12 protein-coding genes are annotated in these 15,608 nt (G+C 39.5%); 4 read left to right on the top strand and 8 right to left on the bottom strand.

Annotated features, from left to right (window positions below):
* Positions 1-20: 20 nt before the first annotated feature.
* From ACJJIC_RS19515 to moeB, 7 genes are all read right to left on the bottom strand, one after another.
* Positions 21-1,145 carry a hypothetical protein gene (locus ACJJIC_RS19515; RefSeq protein WP_445357697.1) on the bottom strand — a complete coding sequence of 375 codons (1,125 nt, stop codon included), beginning with the start codon at positions 1,143-1,145 and terminating at the stop codon, positions 21-23.
* Between the two features lies 1 nt (position 1,146).
* Positions 1,147-2,340, bottom strand: a complete 1,194-nt coding sequence (locus tag ACJJIC_RS19510; protein ID WP_445357696.1) for an MFS transporter — start codon at positions 2,338-2,340, stop codon at positions 1,147-1,149.
* Positions 2,341-2,391: 51 nt separating this feature from the next.
* Positions 2,392-4,071 carry a class I adenylate-forming enzyme family protein gene (locus tag ACJJIC_RS19505; RefSeq protein WP_444908862.1) on the bottom strand — a complete coding sequence of 560 codons (1,680 nt, stop codon included), beginning with the start codon at positions 4,069-4,071 and terminating at the stop codon, positions 2,392-2,394.
* Positions 4,068-5,981 carry a CoA transferase gene (locus ACJJIC_RS19500; RefSeq protein WP_444908863.1) on the bottom strand — a complete coding sequence of 638 codons (1,914 nt, stop codon included), beginning with the start codon at positions 5,979-5,981 and terminating at the stop codon, positions 4,068-4,070. The genes ACJJIC_RS19505 and ACJJIC_RS19500 overlap by 4 nt, the downstream gene beginning before the upstream one ends.
* A 207-nt stretch (positions 5,982-6,188) precedes the next feature.
* Positions 6,189-6,461 (bottom strand): MoaD/ThiS family protein, encoded by a 273-nt coding sequence (locus ACJJIC_RS19495; protein WP_252084778.1) that lies wholly within the window; start codon positions 6,459-6,461, stop codon positions 6,189-6,191.
* A gap of 21 nt (positions 6,462-6,482) precedes the next feature.
* Positions 6,483-6,893 carry a M67 family metallopeptidase gene (locus ACJJIC_RS19490; protein WP_252084779.1) on the bottom strand — a complete coding sequence of 137 codons (411 nt, stop codon included), beginning with the start codon at positions 6,891-6,893 and terminating at the stop codon, positions 6,483-6,485.
* A 27-nt stretch (positions 6,894-6,920) separates the two neighbouring features.
* Positions 6,921-8,090, bottom strand: coding sequence for a molybdopterin-synthase adenylyltransferase MoeB (gene moeB, locus ACJJIC_RS19485; protein ID WP_444904003.1), 1,170 nt, complete (start codon positions 8,088-8,090; stop codon positions 6,921-6,923).
* A 534-nt stretch (positions 8,091-8,624) separates the two neighbouring features.
* Between moeB and ACJJIC_RS19480 the strand changes: the two genes are divergently transcribed.
* The 4 genes from ACJJIC_RS19480 to ACJJIC_RS19465 are packed head-to-tail and all read left to right on the top strand — an operon-like array spanning position 8,625 to position 14,003.
* Entirely contained in the window at positions 8,625-9,635 is a 1,011-nt protein-coding gene (locus ACJJIC_RS19480) for a class I SAM-dependent methyltransferase (protein ID WP_444908864.1), read from the top strand.
* 51 nt (positions 9,636-9,686) lie between these two features.
* Positions 9,687-12,014, top strand: a complete 2,328-nt coding sequence (locus tag ACJJIC_RS19475) for an efflux RND transporter permease subunit (protein ID WP_444908865.1) — start codon at positions 9,687-9,689, stop codon at positions 12,012-12,014.
* 20 nt (positions 12,015-12,034) lie between these two features.
* Positions 12,035-12,811: an outer membrane lipoprotein-sorting protein gene (locus ACJJIC_RS19470; protein WP_444885890.1), complete on the top strand. Its 777-nt coding sequence runs from the start codon at positions 12,035-12,037 to the stop codon at positions 12,809-12,811.
* Positions 12,812-12,821: 10 nt separating this feature from the next.
* Entirely contained in the window at positions 12,822-14,003 is a 1,182-nt protein-coding gene (locus ACJJIC_RS19465; protein WP_444908866.1) for a hypothetical protein, read from the top strand.
* Between the two features lie 117 nt (positions 14,004-14,120).
* On the opposite strand, the gene ACJJIC_RS19460 is transcribed toward ACJJIC_RS19465, so the two are convergent.
* Positions 14,121-15,590 carry a nucleoside hydrolase gene (locus ACJJIC_RS19460; protein ID WP_444908867.1) on the bottom strand — a complete coding sequence of 490 codons (1,470 nt, stop codon included), beginning with the start codon at positions 15,588-15,590 and terminating at the stop codon, positions 14,121-14,123.
* Positions 15,591-15,608 lie beyond the last annotated feature (18 nt).

Below are 15,608 nucleotides of genomic sequence, written 5' to 3'. Positions count from 1 at the left end.
TGAGCCTCTAATTCATTTTGTTAAATATCGTTTGGGTCAATAATTTTTTCTGATATAAGCAGAGCCTGCAGAAGAAAAAAATATCCCCATATTGTTTCACCTAAACTTTCTTCGCTAGAGTTAATACGAAAAAAGCAACCGTTAAAATATGCCTCATGGGACTGGTCGTTTATATTGAAGTAGTCAGACTCAATTATATTTTTAATAATAGAGTTGGCTTCTGCTCGCCAATCAATCATATTTTTTGGACATGCGGAAAGTTTATACATTGATAATGCCGCGATCAGTGATGCAGAGGGATCCAGGTGATTTCGATTTCCATTTTTAAGGTTCTTAGGGAATTTATCAGAATATTCATTAAGCCATTCAACGCACAATGATTCAGCCAATGTATGATAATCTCCGCCCCAAAGACGGGAAGCAGTAGCCAAGCCCAAAAGTCCCCAACTATGGCCTCGAGCCCAACCCTTGGAAGAATTGCTTATTTTTATTTTATTGCTTCCAAGTGTAGCATTTGCAGAAAAATTACCACTTGGGTCGAGCATAAACTTAATAATTGAATCGGTGTGTGATTTTGCAGTAGAACGGGTTTCAGAGTCACCATACTGTAACAGTTGGATAAGAGCAGCAAGGCCATCAATATTTAGTGTGTTTTTTCCTTTTTCTCCTGCCCCCAAAGCGGTTCCCATAGGATAGCAATCCCACTTCGAATTGAAACTTTGAAAGATGGTTTTTGCTGCTTTTTCCGCAAATAAAATAGACTTAGTATCGTTAAATAAACGAATGCCAGGCGCTAATGCATACCAATAAATCATGCTGCGGAATATTGTGTCTGAATATAGTTTTGGTGTGAGACGTTCTAAAATAGAAGACGCATAATTTCTATCAATATCCTTTCCACTGACTTTTGCCTTTAACCACCAGCTGCCACACCAAAATCCGCCCATCCAAGAACCTCCTGAAGAAAATTTCCACTGATTATCCTGGGGGGATGTAAATATTGGGAAATTATCATCACAAGAATAAGAAATTCTCTCTAAAGTATTGGTTATGGCATATATGGCATATATGGCAGTGTAATTTACACTTGTAGAAGAGTCTGAAAAAGATGACTCTTTATTCTCTACCAACAATGAATTATTCATTTTAAACAGCTTCTTGTTGAGTGAGAGAATGTTGGTTTGCAAGAATCAGGCAAGAACTCCCACTTATCAACAGGATTAAAATAGTAAATATCCATCCACTTGAAAAAGATTCAAAGAATGAAATGATCATTCCAAAAATAGATGATCCGACGGCTATACCAGCAAAAAAAGCAGCAGATATCATTCCAGATGCATAGGCAATAGGGCCAAATCTTGAATCCTTTACAACCATCCCCATAGCTATTGCATTAGTTGCCACAATACTTAATCCAATTCCAATGACTCCAATATAAATTGGCCAAGAGGCCTCAATATTTGATTTCATTGTGATAAATATGGCTAGAATAGCGAATCCAATCATCCCTACGATAAACATTGCTTGATTATCAAATGATGAGGCTATAGGTGTCATTATAATTCGAGAGGACATTCCTGTAATACCAAACAATGTAATGAGAAGCCCTGCTTGCTCTGGGCTTAGGGATAAACTGATTGCAAAGCTTGGTATATAAGTGATGTATGCAGAAAGAACTGCTCCAATTCCTCCTTGGGTTAACATTAATAGCGCAAGCTTTCTATTTGGAATGTATTGTTGAGAGGATTTCCTTACTAGAGGCTTATTTGGAGATACTTTCCAACTTAGTATTGCCATCACTATTGCTATAGGTACTACAGCCAAGAAGGATACTCTCCAACCCCAATTATTTGCTATAAAAGGCAGAGTGAAACCGGCAAGTAATGCTGATAACTGCACTCCAGATTGCTTCATACCGACCATCATGGCCTTACTAGAGTCTGGGATTCTTAGTGCAATTAACTTATTAGTTAAGGGATTGGCTAAGGCTTGAGAAAGACCAACTATAGAAATAGCGCCAATGATTGTCCATAAGCTATCCGAGATACTAATTATAAAAAAAGATATTGCAATTGTTATGAAGTGAAGAACATATGATGCCCTAAGACCAAAATAGTCGACAGCATTTCCCGCAAATAGGGATAAAATTGATGCTAACCCAAAAGAAACCATCACAATATAGCTCAGGTCACTCTCTTGTACTTGTAGTGCTTTAATTAAATATGGGCTCAGAACACCAGTTGCATAAAGAATGAACATTGGTAATGCCATTGCAAGTAAAAGAACCAGTCCAATTTTTATTTTATCGAACGTATCTATATGAATTGGAGGGGCACTCATGATCGATTTAATCCTTTTTAGGGAGATGGGGTATCCAAAATGTTAGCAAAATTATGTTACAGTATCGTATTCACTATTCCTTGATTGTTCTCTGCTCTTTCCCAATGAAGAGATATTTTCCACAAGCATTTTTTTATTAATTTTTCCGGCAGGGGTCATCGGTAGTTGCCGGTAAAATTGCAGATACTCTGGTAGTTTATTTACTTCCAGGCCTTGATCCCTAAGGTAATCATTAATTTCATTAAGTGAGAGAAGATCTGAACCTTCGCGCAGAGTGATACAGATACAAACTCTTTGGCCAAGATCTTCGTCTGGTACAGGAATACAAGCTGCACTTATAATCTCAGGATGAGAGGTTGCAATTTTTTCAATTTGAACAGGGCTAATATTCATTCCGCCCCGAATGATGATATCTTTTTTTCTCCCGAGAAGAATAAGATATCCATTATCATCAATACAACCCAGATCACCAGTATAAACCCAGCCTTCATGATCCCTGTAACGTTGGTCTAGATCTGGGGCATTTACATATTGCATCGGCGTCATTGGCCCTCGCCCAGCTATTTCTCCGATCTCCCCTTGAGCCAAAGGTTGCTTTTGATCATCTACAATTCGAATTTCACAAATACTAGGATTTGGACGTCCAACGGATCTACAAATAGAATCTAAAGAATCTTCCAATGTATTATGACAATTAATACCATCGGCTGATCCATAAAGGCTAATAATTCTACAGTCAAAAGCACTAACACAGCGATAAATTGTCGCTTGATCAATAATGGCGCCACCACTGACAATGGCCGTAAGACACGATAAGTCAGTTTTTTGTAGTTCTGCAGCCGCCGCCATACGTTGAAACATGGTGGGAACACCAAAAATATGACTTGGTTTATGTTGCTGTATAGCCTCTATAGCAGTAGTTATATCAAACTTTGGAAGAAGTACTAATGAACCTCCCATCCAGGAAAGCACGCCAAATGTCGCACTAGAGCCAAATGCAGTACCCAAAGGCATAAGGTATAATGCACGAAAGTCTCTATTGGGCTTAGTAATTCTTTCTAAAAACCGTCCTCTTCCACCCAATATAGCATTGTGTGAATAAGCAACTAATTTGGGTTCTGATTCAGTACCTGAAGAAATAAGAAACCTTACAGGGCTATTAGGGCATACTTTGATCGGTGTTTTAAGCGGATCATTTTTAAATAATTCATCAAGATCATTCCAGTTAGTTTCACTGGATGCTGGTTTATCACCTTGGACGATAAATGTTCTCAATGATAATGCATTTGGACGAATCGATTGAATTATTTCACAGTAATCAATATCTGCATAAGATCTTTCAGTAATCAATGCTCTGGCATTAGTACGCTTGATAACAGATTTAATATCAAGGCTGCCTCGCCCAAGTGGAATCGGACAGACAACAGCACCGATTGCAGCACATGCAAGATCAATAGCACATGATCGCCAGGAGTTGACCAGCTGATAAACAACAACGTCCCCACTGACAATCCCCAATTTTAAAAAACTATTAGCAAGCCGGGCTGCGGATTCAGATAATTGGCTGTAAGTTGTTATTGTATCTTTCTCAAGTACTGCGGGTTTATTTGGTTGTTTTATAGCATTTTCGCAAAATTTTTCATAAACAGTTTGCTCGGGATAATATCCTTTAGAAGTCCAATCCTGTCGCACCGAAATGGGCACTATATCAATCACACCTGTATTGTTCATTTGAATCTCCATGGCGTGGTTACACGAGAATAATTTGAGGTTTGAAAGTTTTCTTTAAAGCGAGGCTGCTTGGGTAGCTCTTCGAGTGACTCTATTACTTGACTACATGGGATGTTATGTTTCTCGAAAATAAATAACCACTCTTGAGCATTTTTGTCTTCAAGAATTTTCTCTAATTTTTCATCTATGTTCGATTGCTCTAAATCTCTGACCGTCAAATTTATTTCATCTAGCAAAGGAATTAGTTCATTAGATGAGGAGAACTCTAGGATGATATATCCATCTAAGGTCTTGAATAGCCTTCCTTTCTGAAATTCAGGCTTTTGATGTTTTTCCCTAATAGATTTAATAATTGGTTGGGTTAAAAGTGTCGCGCTTCCTAGTAATGAGGTATCTACACGACATCCCTGGTTATTAAAAAATTTACGGAATAGACCTAAGGTGGTTCCTTGAGCTGAAATTATCCCACCAAGAACATCGAGGGCTGTATATAGGGTACCTCCATTATTCTTATTATTATGTGAAAGCTCACTAGCTAGTCCAGAATAAGCCTGTACGGTGAAATCAGTACCAGGATAGTGCACATCGTTATCTAGAATTCCCCATCCACCGGCATAGTTATAAACAATATCAGGATTTACCTTTTTCAAATGTTCGTGGTCGAGTTGTAGTTGCTTGGCTTTTCCTGGAGCCCAGTTATGAATAAAGACATCCGCAGTAGATACTAATGAAAGAACTTCAGCGCGACCCGCAGGTGTTTTAATATCGATTTCCCGAACCTCTTTAAGATGGTTTAGTGCGTCAAATCGCGCTGAACAATCTCCAGCAAGAGGAGGCATACCTCGTAATGGGTCACCACCAGGTGGCTCAATTCGTACTACCCTAGCTCCCAATAAGGCTAGTAAATGGCCAGCTATAGGCCCTTGAATCCGTCGGCAGGATTCGATAACAGTAAGTCCACTCAAAGGTTTACTTTGGTCAGTAATAAAGTTATTTGAAGTATCTTGATTTAAAATATTTTTTGAAGAATCTTTGTATATATCATTATTAATAACTTCAGGTCTAAGTTGCCATGGGCCTCGTTCCAATAAAATAGATATATCTCTATCAGTGGACCTTTCTAAAAGTGTTCTCTGACGACATACTGCGACCCCCGATTCACTTGCTAACAATTCAATATCTTTAAATTTACAAGAAGAAATTTTTGATATGAGGGTTCTTGGCAGATCTGATGTTGCTTTCGCATACCGCTGCAGAAATGACTGCCAACCTTTGCTCATATCCTCCTGGCTGATCCCAAGAGCACTCCAGAATCGACGCCAAGGTTCTGGAGAAAGAGTTTCTAATTCAAAAAGCACACCATCTGCTGAACAGAAAGGTGGTCGTTGAGAATGATCGTGTACTCCGGGAGGAATATTCTCCGCATATTCATTTACAGTTGCACCAGCAAGGTATTGCCCAACACACAATAACCCTGCAGATACCATGGAGGTTTGAAATCCTCTCGAATTTAATCCGCGTCTATGGCCTATAGCGGTGGCTATACAGCCTAAAAGAGTTAAAACAGCTGATGCGCTAGATAGATAGGGAGCATTCAAGGCATCTATTCCACCAATGGAACGTCCATGAACCGACATCAAGCCAGTTGCGGCTTGAATCACAGACTCTGAGCCTTGCCGTAGGGGATCATCTGACCAAAAAGAGAAAAGGTTTTCCTGAGTTCGTCTATCTGAAGATATAAATTTGAATGGAAAATTTACATCACTATTTAAACTTAAATCATTTTCTACTTGAATTCCTAACGCATGGCACTGATACTGAAAAGTATTTATTGTTGACTGTAGGTGAACCGGAACTTCTTTAAAGTTACCAATAATTGTACAGTCGCTAAGAAATTTATCCATTTCCATAATTTATATACCACCAAAATCTGTTGCCAGTAACACAATCAATCAATTAAATTAATTGAGGTCGTTATTTAAGAGCAACAAGGTAACTCTGGTTATTTCTCTACCGGTTAGATTAGGTATCACTATATAATGTAAAAAGGTGAGTCGATAATGCCGATCACCTTTTTTAGATGTTAAGGTTTTTTACAGTTTTTTATTTGTTTTTAATTAGCCACCTGCGACAGCTGGAAGTATAGTAATGACATCGCTTGATTTTATGTCTGTAGCTAATTGGTTTTTGAAGCGGATATCATCTTCATTTACATAAATGTTCATAAATTTGTGAACTTCCCCTTCTTTTAATAAGCGGTCTCTGATCCCTGGATATTGCGATTCTAGAGATTCTATTAACTCTTTGACTGTTTGTCCTTCAGACGTTACTTCTTTTTGATTGTTAGTTAGAGTTCGTAAAATAGTGGGAATCTTTACTTTCACTGACATGCTTTTATCTGCCTATTTGTTTTATTGCGATACTACGTTAATTGTTTCTTCGATGGCCTTTTTGTCTACTATGCGATAGCTACGCACTTCACCAGGTTTACCCCCAGTTGTTGAAACCAAAACATAACTGGCATCAGGATACCAAGCATGTTGAATATCTTCTTTACTTGGAAAGGCGCGGGAGTTTGTATGTGAGTGATAGAACACCATTGGCACTTCATTTTTTTCTTCCATTTCTTGCCAGACCTTAAACTGTTCTTTAGGGTCAAATGCAAAAAAATTTTCAGAGCGTGCTGCATTTTGCATTGGCACTATTCTATGGGGTACTTGATTATCTTTTTTACCAAGAATAATGCCGCAAGCCTCTATAGGGTGCTCAGCAAGTGCTTGATTCATAATAGATTCTATATGTACATCTAAAATCTTTAGCATAGTAAATTTCCAGTCTGTGCTTTAGTGTTAATAAGCTGGAAGTTCAGGTTCAATATCTTTAATCCAGGCAAGAATGCCTCCATGGAGATTGTAAAGATTAGTGAACCCCTGATTTTCTAAAGCAGCCAGAGCTTGTCTGGATCTTCCACCAACTTTGCAGTGTAAAACTATGAAGGTGTTTTTATCTACCGACTCTAATCCACGCCCGGCTAGAATGTCAGCTTTAGGAATATGAATAGCACCTTCAATACAGCAGATGTCTCGCTCTCCGGACTCCCTTACATCAATCAGCAGATGCGATTTTCCTGTCTGCCGAATTTTATGCAATTCAGTGGGTGTTAAAGTGGGAATTTCTTCTTGTGCTTGCGAAGGCTTAGTTAGTCCACAAAAAAATTCATAGTCACAGAGTTCTGTAATTGGTTGTCTATCGGGATTACGATAAATGGGTAATTTACGGAAGGTCATATCCAGTGCATCATAGACCATCAATTTCCCAATAAGAGGACTCCCAATACCGGTGAGTAGTTTTATGGCTTCAGTCGCCATAATTGAGCCTATTGCTGCGCATAGGACTCCTAACACCCCTCCCTCCGAACAGGAAGGTGCATGCTCAGGGGGGGGCGGCTCTGGATATAGATCACGGTAGTTGATTCCTATATCGCCAGGAGCATTTTCCCAAAAAACAGAGGCCTGGCCTTCAAATCTGAATATTGAACCCCATACATAAGGTTTTTTGGCCATTACGCAAGCATCATTGACTAGGTAACGAGTAGCAAAATTATCTGTTCCATCTAAAATAAGATCATAATCTGAAATTATTTCTAGAGCATTTGTCCTATCTAGACGTGTTTCATGCAGTTCAACATGAACGAAAGGGTTGACCTCTTGAACTGTTGCTTTTGCGCTATCTAGTTTATTTTCACCTATATTGGATTGGCCGTGGATAACTTGACGCTGAAGATTAGAGGCATCTACTGTATCAAAATCTACGATACCGAGTGTCCCTACTCCCGCTGCAGCCAGATACAGTAATGCCGGTGATCCGAGTCCGCCTGCACCAATAATCAAAACTTTACTGTTTTTTAACCGTTTCTGCCCATCGATTCCAATATCTGGCAACAGTAGGTGACGGCTATACCTCTCCATTTCTTGTTTACTGAGTTCGTGAACGGGGCTGACAAGCGGGGGCAGTGTCATTACGTAGTCCTTGTTATATCTTTTATCTATCGAATTTGATTATCAAACCGTTTTTTATTGAGGTTCGATATAAAATTAGGCTCAAGATTTTGTCATATCACGAACAGTCGAAAGGGTTAACGGCGTTCAGCAATTGATATTCCTTCGCTCCTGTAATGATAGGAAACGATTGCAGAGCAGCCTATTGTGTTCTCATAAAGCAAGTATCAAGTATCAAGTAGCGATGTGAATCCTGAAGCTAATTTTGTTTACAGGTTACTTTGAAGCAAATAGGAACTCTGGAATGAGATTTAGATCTGTTTGGTATCTATAGATATTTATTGTGTTTTCTACTTAACCTTGTTACCAATTTGTCAATAAATGGCTTAAAGCTTTAGTTATTAGCTTTTAAATTTTATAAATAATTTAATCTGACTATGTTTAGAAATCTCAATTGTTAACCGCTGGGTTTTCAGGTCATCTGTCTTATTGGGTAATCTTTGATTATAAAGTTTGTGATTAGATATCTATTGTCAGAAAATATTGGAATTATCAATGTTGTTTAATAAATCCTCCTTTGGGGATGATGCTCAATTTTTTTTATTTGATACTCTAGTGGCTCCTTTACGGTGGGAGATTCTATCAGCAGGGATAAAACTTAAAATATTTGATTATCTGCAGGATGCACGTACAGTTAAGGACGTTGCTCTTCACTTTGATTTTCTAGAGAGTCGGGCTGAACTTTTCCTTAACTCAATGGTTTCAATAGGGTTGATTAATAAGTTTAAAGGAAAGTATCAAATAAGTAGCTCCTATCGTTCTTTATTGACTTCTGGTTCCGATTCTTCTTTGTGTGGGTTATTGCAACATCTCAGTCAGATAAAGCATGTAAGTGAATCTGAGATTATTGACCTCCTGAGCAGTAAGCATCAGAAGAAAAATGGCCCTACTATGAAAGATCCAGAATTTTGGAACGATATGATAGAAGGCCTTAGGTTATTTCATTTATCAGTTAGAAATCCAATAGTTTTAGATGTTCTAATGTCACAGCCTAACTGGTCTGATGTTAATCATATATTGGATCTCGGAGCAGGTTCAGAGCAGTTGGCTATAGATCTACTTTCGGTTAAGCCAGATCTTAAAGTAACAATTTTTGATTTGCCTGGTATTGCCTCTCTAATTAAAAAACAAGTTTTTCAAAAAGCACAGATAAATGTTTTAGAAGGTGATATGAACACAGCTTCTCTAGGGAGCGGATATGATTTAGTTTTTGCTTCGATGGTCTTATATTACGCCGATGATCTTACTCATACCTTAGAGAAAATACGTCAATCTCTTAATCCTGGTGGAATGTTCCTTAGCTTTCATGAAAAGCTGAACAGCGAAAGAACATCTCCTGAGTTTCACATTGTTGGTCGTATTCACGCAGAACTAAAGTTGGGTCCACTCTCTTTATCTGCTGGTTCAGTAGAAAAAGCTCTTGCTGAAGCTTGCTTTAAAGATATCTTTACTCAAGTCTTGAAGACTCCGTTTGGTGATATCGAGCTGGTGAGTGGAATTGCTTAGTAATGGTTACTAATTTTTGTTAGAAAAATATTCTCTTGGGAGACCTATGTAATGGAGCAACTATTTAGAGGGATTCTATCGCGTCCAAAATTGGTATTGTCTGTTTTTTTGCTTTTTTTTGTTGCCTGTACAGTTGGTGCTAAAAACCTTTTTTTTCGTGGTGATTATGCAATTTTTTTTGACGATTCGAATAAAGAGCTTCAGGCGTTCAATGAGATTGAAGGTACCTTTAACAAGACTGATAGTTTGGCGATAATTATAGCGCCAGAAACTGGCGATATTTATACTGAAAGATATCTCGAATTGATAATGCTCCTCACAGAAGATGCTTGGAATATTCCTTATTCCAGTAGAGTGGATTCAATTGCCAACTATCAGCATACTGAGGCTCAAGAAGATGATCTTTTAGTTGAAAATCTCGTATTCAAGAATTATCCGTTAAATACAGAATATATTAATAAAGTTAAGTTTGTTGCTGAGAATGCCCCAAGGCTTAAGGGGGCCTTGGTTTCAAAAACAGGTGATTCCGCAGTTATTAATATCACTTTTCAATTGCCGTCAGGCGATAAGACCGCTCGAGTAGCTGAAATCACGGACCATTCAGATAGGATGCTTGCTTCCTATCAAGAGTCATACCCTGATGTTTCATTTCATCAGGCTGGCATCGTTGCTATGAACTCTTCCTTTACCAAGGCTGCTCAAAAAGACATTCTCACTTTAGTGCCAGTAATGTTTGCGGTAATTAGTTTATTATTAATTATGACGCTAAGGTCGATCACCTATGTAATTTTAACCTTGGTTATTGTTGTTGCAAGTGTAGTGGCAACTATGGGGATTTATGGTTGGGCTGGAATGTATTTGAGCATTGCCACAGTTAATGTTCCCACAATGATAATGACTTTGGCAGTGGCAGATTGTGTACACTTGATTACCTCTGTCAATGAAGGCAAAAGGCAGGGGTTGGGAAATCGAGAAGCTGTTGTTCATAGTTTTAAACTGAACTTTATGGCTATTTTAATTACTTCTGTGACGACGGCTATCGGATTCCTAATAATGAATGTTTCTGATTCGCCTGTCTTACGGCATATGGGTAGTTTATCTGCTTTGGGAGTTATGTTGGCTTTTGTTTTTTCGATTTTCCTTTTGCCAGTACTGTTATTATTGATGCCAGTAAAAGTATATAAGGAGAGAGGAGGCGTTTATTCTAAATTATTTCAATTACTACCAAATCTGATAATTCGTTACCATCGAAGTATCTTTTGTGTCTCCACTATTGTGGTTTTGATTGCTGGCTATATGGTGATGCAGAATCGAATAAATGATGAGCCGATAGAGTACTTTGATTCCAGTCATAAATTTAGAATTGCTGCCGATTACATGGAGAACCATATTAGCGGCATGACTAATATTAGTATTGCTGTCAAGTCTGGTAAATCGCAGGGTGTAGTTGATCCTGATTTTATTTCTATGCTAGATGATTTTACAAATTGGCTTCGTATGCAGCCACAAATAGATCATGTTGCTAGTCTAGTGGATACCTATAAAAGGTTAAATAAAAACCTACATGGTGACAAGGAAGAATACTACAAGTTACCCAATGATAGAGAGTTGGCTGCACAATATCTTCTATTGTATGAACTTTCCTTGCCCTATGGATTAGATATTAATAATGAAGTCGATATTGATAAATCAGCGGTTAAATTGCAGTTGACAACTAAAAATTTAGGTAGCGGTGAGCTTGTTGATTTTGAAAACAAAATATATAACTGGTTCAGTAGTAATGCTCCACAATATGAAATAGTTGCATCTAGTCCCTCTCTTATGTTTGCACATATTGGAGAGACAAACATGCATAGCATGCTTAAATCATTACCAATTATTTTAGTGTTAATTTCTACACTCTTAGTTATTGCATTAAAGTCTTTGAGGATTGGAATAATCAGCTTGTTACCTACATTGGTTCCAGTTTTATTGGGGTTTGGTTTATGGGCGTTTATTTCAGGAGAGGTGAATCTAGGTTTGTCTGTAGTCGTGTCACTTACATTGGGTATTGTGGTGGATGATGCTGTTCATTTTTTGAGTAAATATCAATATTCTCGTCGGCAGGGAAACTCTGTGGAAGAAGCAATATCCTACTCTTTTAATACCGTGGGGCGTGCTCTCTGGGTAACTTCTCTCGTGCTGGTTGCTGGATTTCTTGTTCTTGCATTATCTAGTTTTCGGTTGAATTCAGATTTAGGTCTTTTAAGTGCTTTAGTGATTACAATTGCCCTAGTTGTCGATTTCTTACTTCTGCCAGCTGTGCTTTTAATTTTTGATAGAAGAACGGATATTGTGCAAGACAAGGCCAATAATGAGTTTTTGTCTGCTGCCAATTAAAAATATCAATAGGAAAAATCATGATAAAGAATGGAATTTTAACTTGCCTGTTACTTCTTTTGGCTTCCCTCGCGATGGCGAATACCGAAATGGGGCTGGAAATTGCCAAAGAGAGAAAGGTAAGAGATGAAGGCTGGAGAGACTCAATTGCAACTGTCAGTATGTTGTTGAAAAATGCATTGGGTGAAACTAGCTCAAGAGAACTTAGGGTTAGAACTCTGGAAATTGAAGGTGATGGAGATAGAGGATTAACTGTATTTGATGAGCCTCGTGATGTAAAAGGAACTGCTTTTTTATCCTATTCTCACATTAATAGTCCTGATGATCAGTGGCTTTATCTACCTCGGTTAAAGAGAGTTAAGCGAATAGCCTCACGAAATAAATCAGGGCCTTTTATGAGTAGTGAATTTGCCTATGAAGACATGACTTCCTTTGAATTGCAGAAATATAAGTTCAGCTATCTAAGAGAGGAGCTAATAAAGGGGAGGGAAACCCTTGTTGTGGAACAAATACCCACTGATGAGTATTCTGGCTATACAAGGCAGGTAGTCTGGATTGATAAAGATCACTATCAACCAATTAGAACGGAATTTTACGATCGAAAGGGAGAGTTATTAAAAACATTACATTTGGAGGACTATCGCCAATATTTGGAACAATATTGGCGGGCACATGTTTTGACAATGATAAACCATCAGACGGGCAAAAGTACTGTGCTCACCATTCATGATCTTAAATTTAAAGTAGGGTTGGGTGAAGATGATTTTAATGTAGCGACGCTTAAAAGAATACGTTGATTTTTTTATAATGAAGCTACACATCTTTAATTGTCTTTTTTTTATATTTCTACTTGCTTCCGCCTCTAGTGCTAGTTGTGTCGAATTACGAGGGATTGCTGCAGTTGAGTATCGCCAATTCCTTGCTAGAGGCGAGGTTGGTCAGAAGACCTTTCAGCCTTCTGTTTTTGTTGAACCAGAACTCTATCAATCTTTTTTGAAAGACAGTGCTAGCATCACTGTAGTACCTTTTTTACGGTTAGATGCTTTAGATGATGAACGGTCTCACTGGGATATCCGTGAATTTATGGTGCGATATCACTTTAAAGAGCTAGATCTTGAGGTTGATCTTGGAATAGGTAAGGTATTTTGGGGTGTAACTGAGTCTCAGCATCTAGTGGATATAATTAATCAAACTGACAGTATCGAATCATTAGATAATGAGGATAAACTCGGTCAGCCAATGCTTCATGTATCATGGATTAAGGAATGGGGAAGTGTTGAGGGTTTTCTACTCCCTTATTTTCGAGAACGTACATTTCCAGGTGAGGATGGGAGACTTAGTTTAGGCGTTGAAAATTCGTCTGCTCAGTATAAGTCCTCGAAAGGGAATAGGCATTTGGATTTTGCAGCTAGATACTCTACTAGTATGAATTCGGTTGATCTGGGGGTAAGCTATTTCCAGGGCACTGGTAGAGATCCTGATTTTATCTATAACCAGCAGCAATTGTTACCTTTTTACCGGCAGATTAGACAAGTTGGAATTGATGCCCAGTGGCTAAAAGGAGATTTTTCTTGGGTTTCCGAAGCTCTGTGGCGTGATACTGGTGAAAAAGAGTACTTTGCAATAACCGCAGGTTTTGAATACAGCCTTGTAGGGATCACTGATACAAATATGGATTTAGGTATTCTAACGGAAGTTTTGTATGATTCCCGTGGACAGAGTGCTACGACAGCATGGCAGCAAGATATTTTTATAGGAACTAGACTTGCAGTTAATGATATCGCAGGGACTGAGATATTGTTGGGGGTAACCCAGGATCTTGATTATTTTAACTCCAGAGCTATAAAGCTTGAAGCATCGAGTAGGATTACAAATTCTTGGCTGTGGAGGGTGAATGGATGGATTTTTAATAGTTATGGTAAGGAGGATCCATTGAGTAGTTTCCAAAAAGATGATTATTTAGAGGTAGGTTTAGAATATTATTACTAGTACTTTAGGGTTGACTAATTTCTTAAAATTACCTTATTAAGGATCTTCGAAAGCCCCCCAATATCCCTCATAACACTCTGTCAATGGAGTACGGGGGGCTAATTTCAATTTAGTAAATTACAGTCTACATCTAGATCCCTTACGAGCAGAATTAAAACGATCGCGCAGGCGCTCAATCATTGCAGTGCGGGCGGCATCGTGGTTGATACCCATTACGACATTCACTTCTAGGCCCTCGCCGTTTTCGGCAAAAGTGGTTTTACCCACGGTGGGGTCGAAGGAAATGGGGTCGTAAGGAGTCATACTGTCAGCCAGACCAGTATTTAACTGGTCGACTTCAATAAATCCGGTCACCAGATCCATTTCTAGAGTTTCAGGCTCTAACAGTACCAGTGCGGCGATAATATCCCACAGGCGAATTACTGCATCCATAGCGAAGTCACCATTACCCTGGAAATCCCCACCTTCAAATTCACGGATAGAGCTGAGGAGTTTGGAGGTATAGCAGGCCTCAGGGGTTGCACGACGTTTAGCCAGGGCTTTGATGGTGCTGCCCTGTACCTTGGCCATGTCGGTAGAGTTGGTGGGTACCAAATAGGTTTCAATATCATTTTCACTCAGGGCGTTAAAGGCCCACTGCGCACTCAGCGGGTCGAGTAGAATATTGAATTCCTGGTGGGTGCTGAAGTCGCTGTCACAGCCAAAACTCGGGTGGGAGAAAATATTGCCGCCCAGATTTCTAGATTTATCGCCAAAGCAGGCTGCCTGGTGATTCTCGGTAAACGGCTCATAATTCTCAAAGCCTCCACCCATCATAATCACACGATCAATTTTTGCCAGCTGCTCTTCGTTGGCCTTGCCGAGTACCCGGGCCAGTGTGGTGAGTTTGCCGGTATTGAAAACCACTGGGCGTTGCTCCAGTTTATCCAGAGTTTCCAGGATAATGTCTTCGGCCAGTTCAAAATTGAAGGAGACACCATTGTTACCTTGGTAGCGGTAGTGTTCCTGTTTTGCGCGGGGGATTAGGTGGTCAGTTCCGTATAAGGTGGAGCCGTTGTCACGCCAGGGACCGGGCACATACTGGCCATAAAGGTTAATACCCATGGCATTGCGGCGCTCCAGATTCCATGTGCCGGTGCTGAAATCGGAGGAGTTGGGCAGCTGGTAATCATCGCGGCCAGTTACAGCGTTGTCGTCATTGACAGGAGCGCTGGAAGCCTTACCGTTAGCCCCGTAAGCGACCTCCTCAGTGGCAAAGTAGGCACCGCGTATCACTTTGGTATCGTTGTTACCCAACCACTCGAGGATGTTGTAAACCGTATTGGCTCCGTGCGCTACAGTATTGAAGGAGTCTTCAACCACTGCCAGCTCCAGGGTGTAGCGTGGGTCTTTGGCAATCAGCATCAATGCTACGGCATCGTCAAAGTTATTGAAGTCGCCGATCCAGATAATCGGTTGGGCATCTTCATTTTTGGTTGCTTGGTGCAGGCGCTTTCCATGACGACCATTATCCGCATGGCAGGAGGCCAGGGTTGCAAAGCTACCAAGAATCAGGGCTCCGGCAGATAGCCAACGTTTTAATTTCATCTATATTTCCCTATGGTT

Source organism: Microbulbifer mixtoriginis (SeqCode), from assembly GCF_052468275.1.
This window is presented reverse-complemented; position numbering and strand designations above follow the sequence as displayed.

What these genes read in the sequence shown, in the direction of transcription:
- ACJJIC_RS19515 (WP_445357697.1), bottom strand. Translation starts at nt 1,145, where the DNA reads ATGAATAATTCATTGTTGGTAGAGAATAAAGAGTCATCTTTTTCAGAC.
- ACJJIC_RS19510 (WP_445357696.1), bottom strand. Translation starts at nt 2,340, where the DNA reads ATGAGTGCCCCTCCAATTCATATAGATACGTTCGATAAAATAAAAATT.
- ACJJIC_RS19505 (WP_444908862.1), bottom strand. Translation starts at nt 4,071, where the DNA reads ATGAACAATACAGGTGTGATTGATATAGTGCCCATTTCGGTGCGACAG.
- ACJJIC_RS19500 (WP_444908863.1), bottom strand. Translation starts at nt 5,981, where the DNA reads ATGGAAATGGATAAATTTCTTAGCGACTGTACAATTATTGGTAACTTT.
- ACJJIC_RS19495 (WP_252084778.1), bottom strand. Translation starts at nt 6,461, where the DNA reads ATGTCAGTGAAAGTAAAGATTCCCACTATTTTACGAACTCTAACTAAC.
- ACJJIC_RS19490 (WP_252084779.1), bottom strand. Translation starts at nt 6,893, where the DNA reads ATGCTAAAGATTTTAGATGTACATATAGAATCTATTATGAATCAAGCA.
- moeB (WP_444904003.1), bottom strand. Translation starts at nt 8,090, where the DNA reads ATGACACTGCCCCCGCTTGTCAGCCCCGTTCACGAACTCAGTAAACAA.
- ACJJIC_RS19480 (WP_444908864.1), top strand. Translation starts at nt 8,625, where the DNA reads ATGTTGTTTAATAAATCCTCCTTTGGGGATGATGCTCAATTTTTTTTA.
- ACJJIC_RS19475 (WP_444908865.1), top strand. Translation starts at nt 9,687, where the DNA reads ATGGAGCAACTATTTAGAGGGATTCTATCGCGTCCAAAATTGGTATTG.
- ACJJIC_RS19470 (WP_444885890.1), top strand. Translation starts at nt 12,035, where the DNA reads ATGATAAAGAATGGAATTTTAACTTGCCTGTTACTTCTTTTGGCTTCC.
- ACJJIC_RS19465 (WP_444908866.1), top strand. Translation starts at nt 12,822, where the DNA reads ATGAAGCTACACATCTTTAATTGTCTTTTTTTTATATTTCTACTTGCT.
- ACJJIC_RS19460 (WP_444908867.1), bottom strand. Translation starts at nt 15,590, where the DNA reads ATGAAATTAAAACGTTGGCTATCTGCCGGAGCCCTGATTCTTGGTAGC.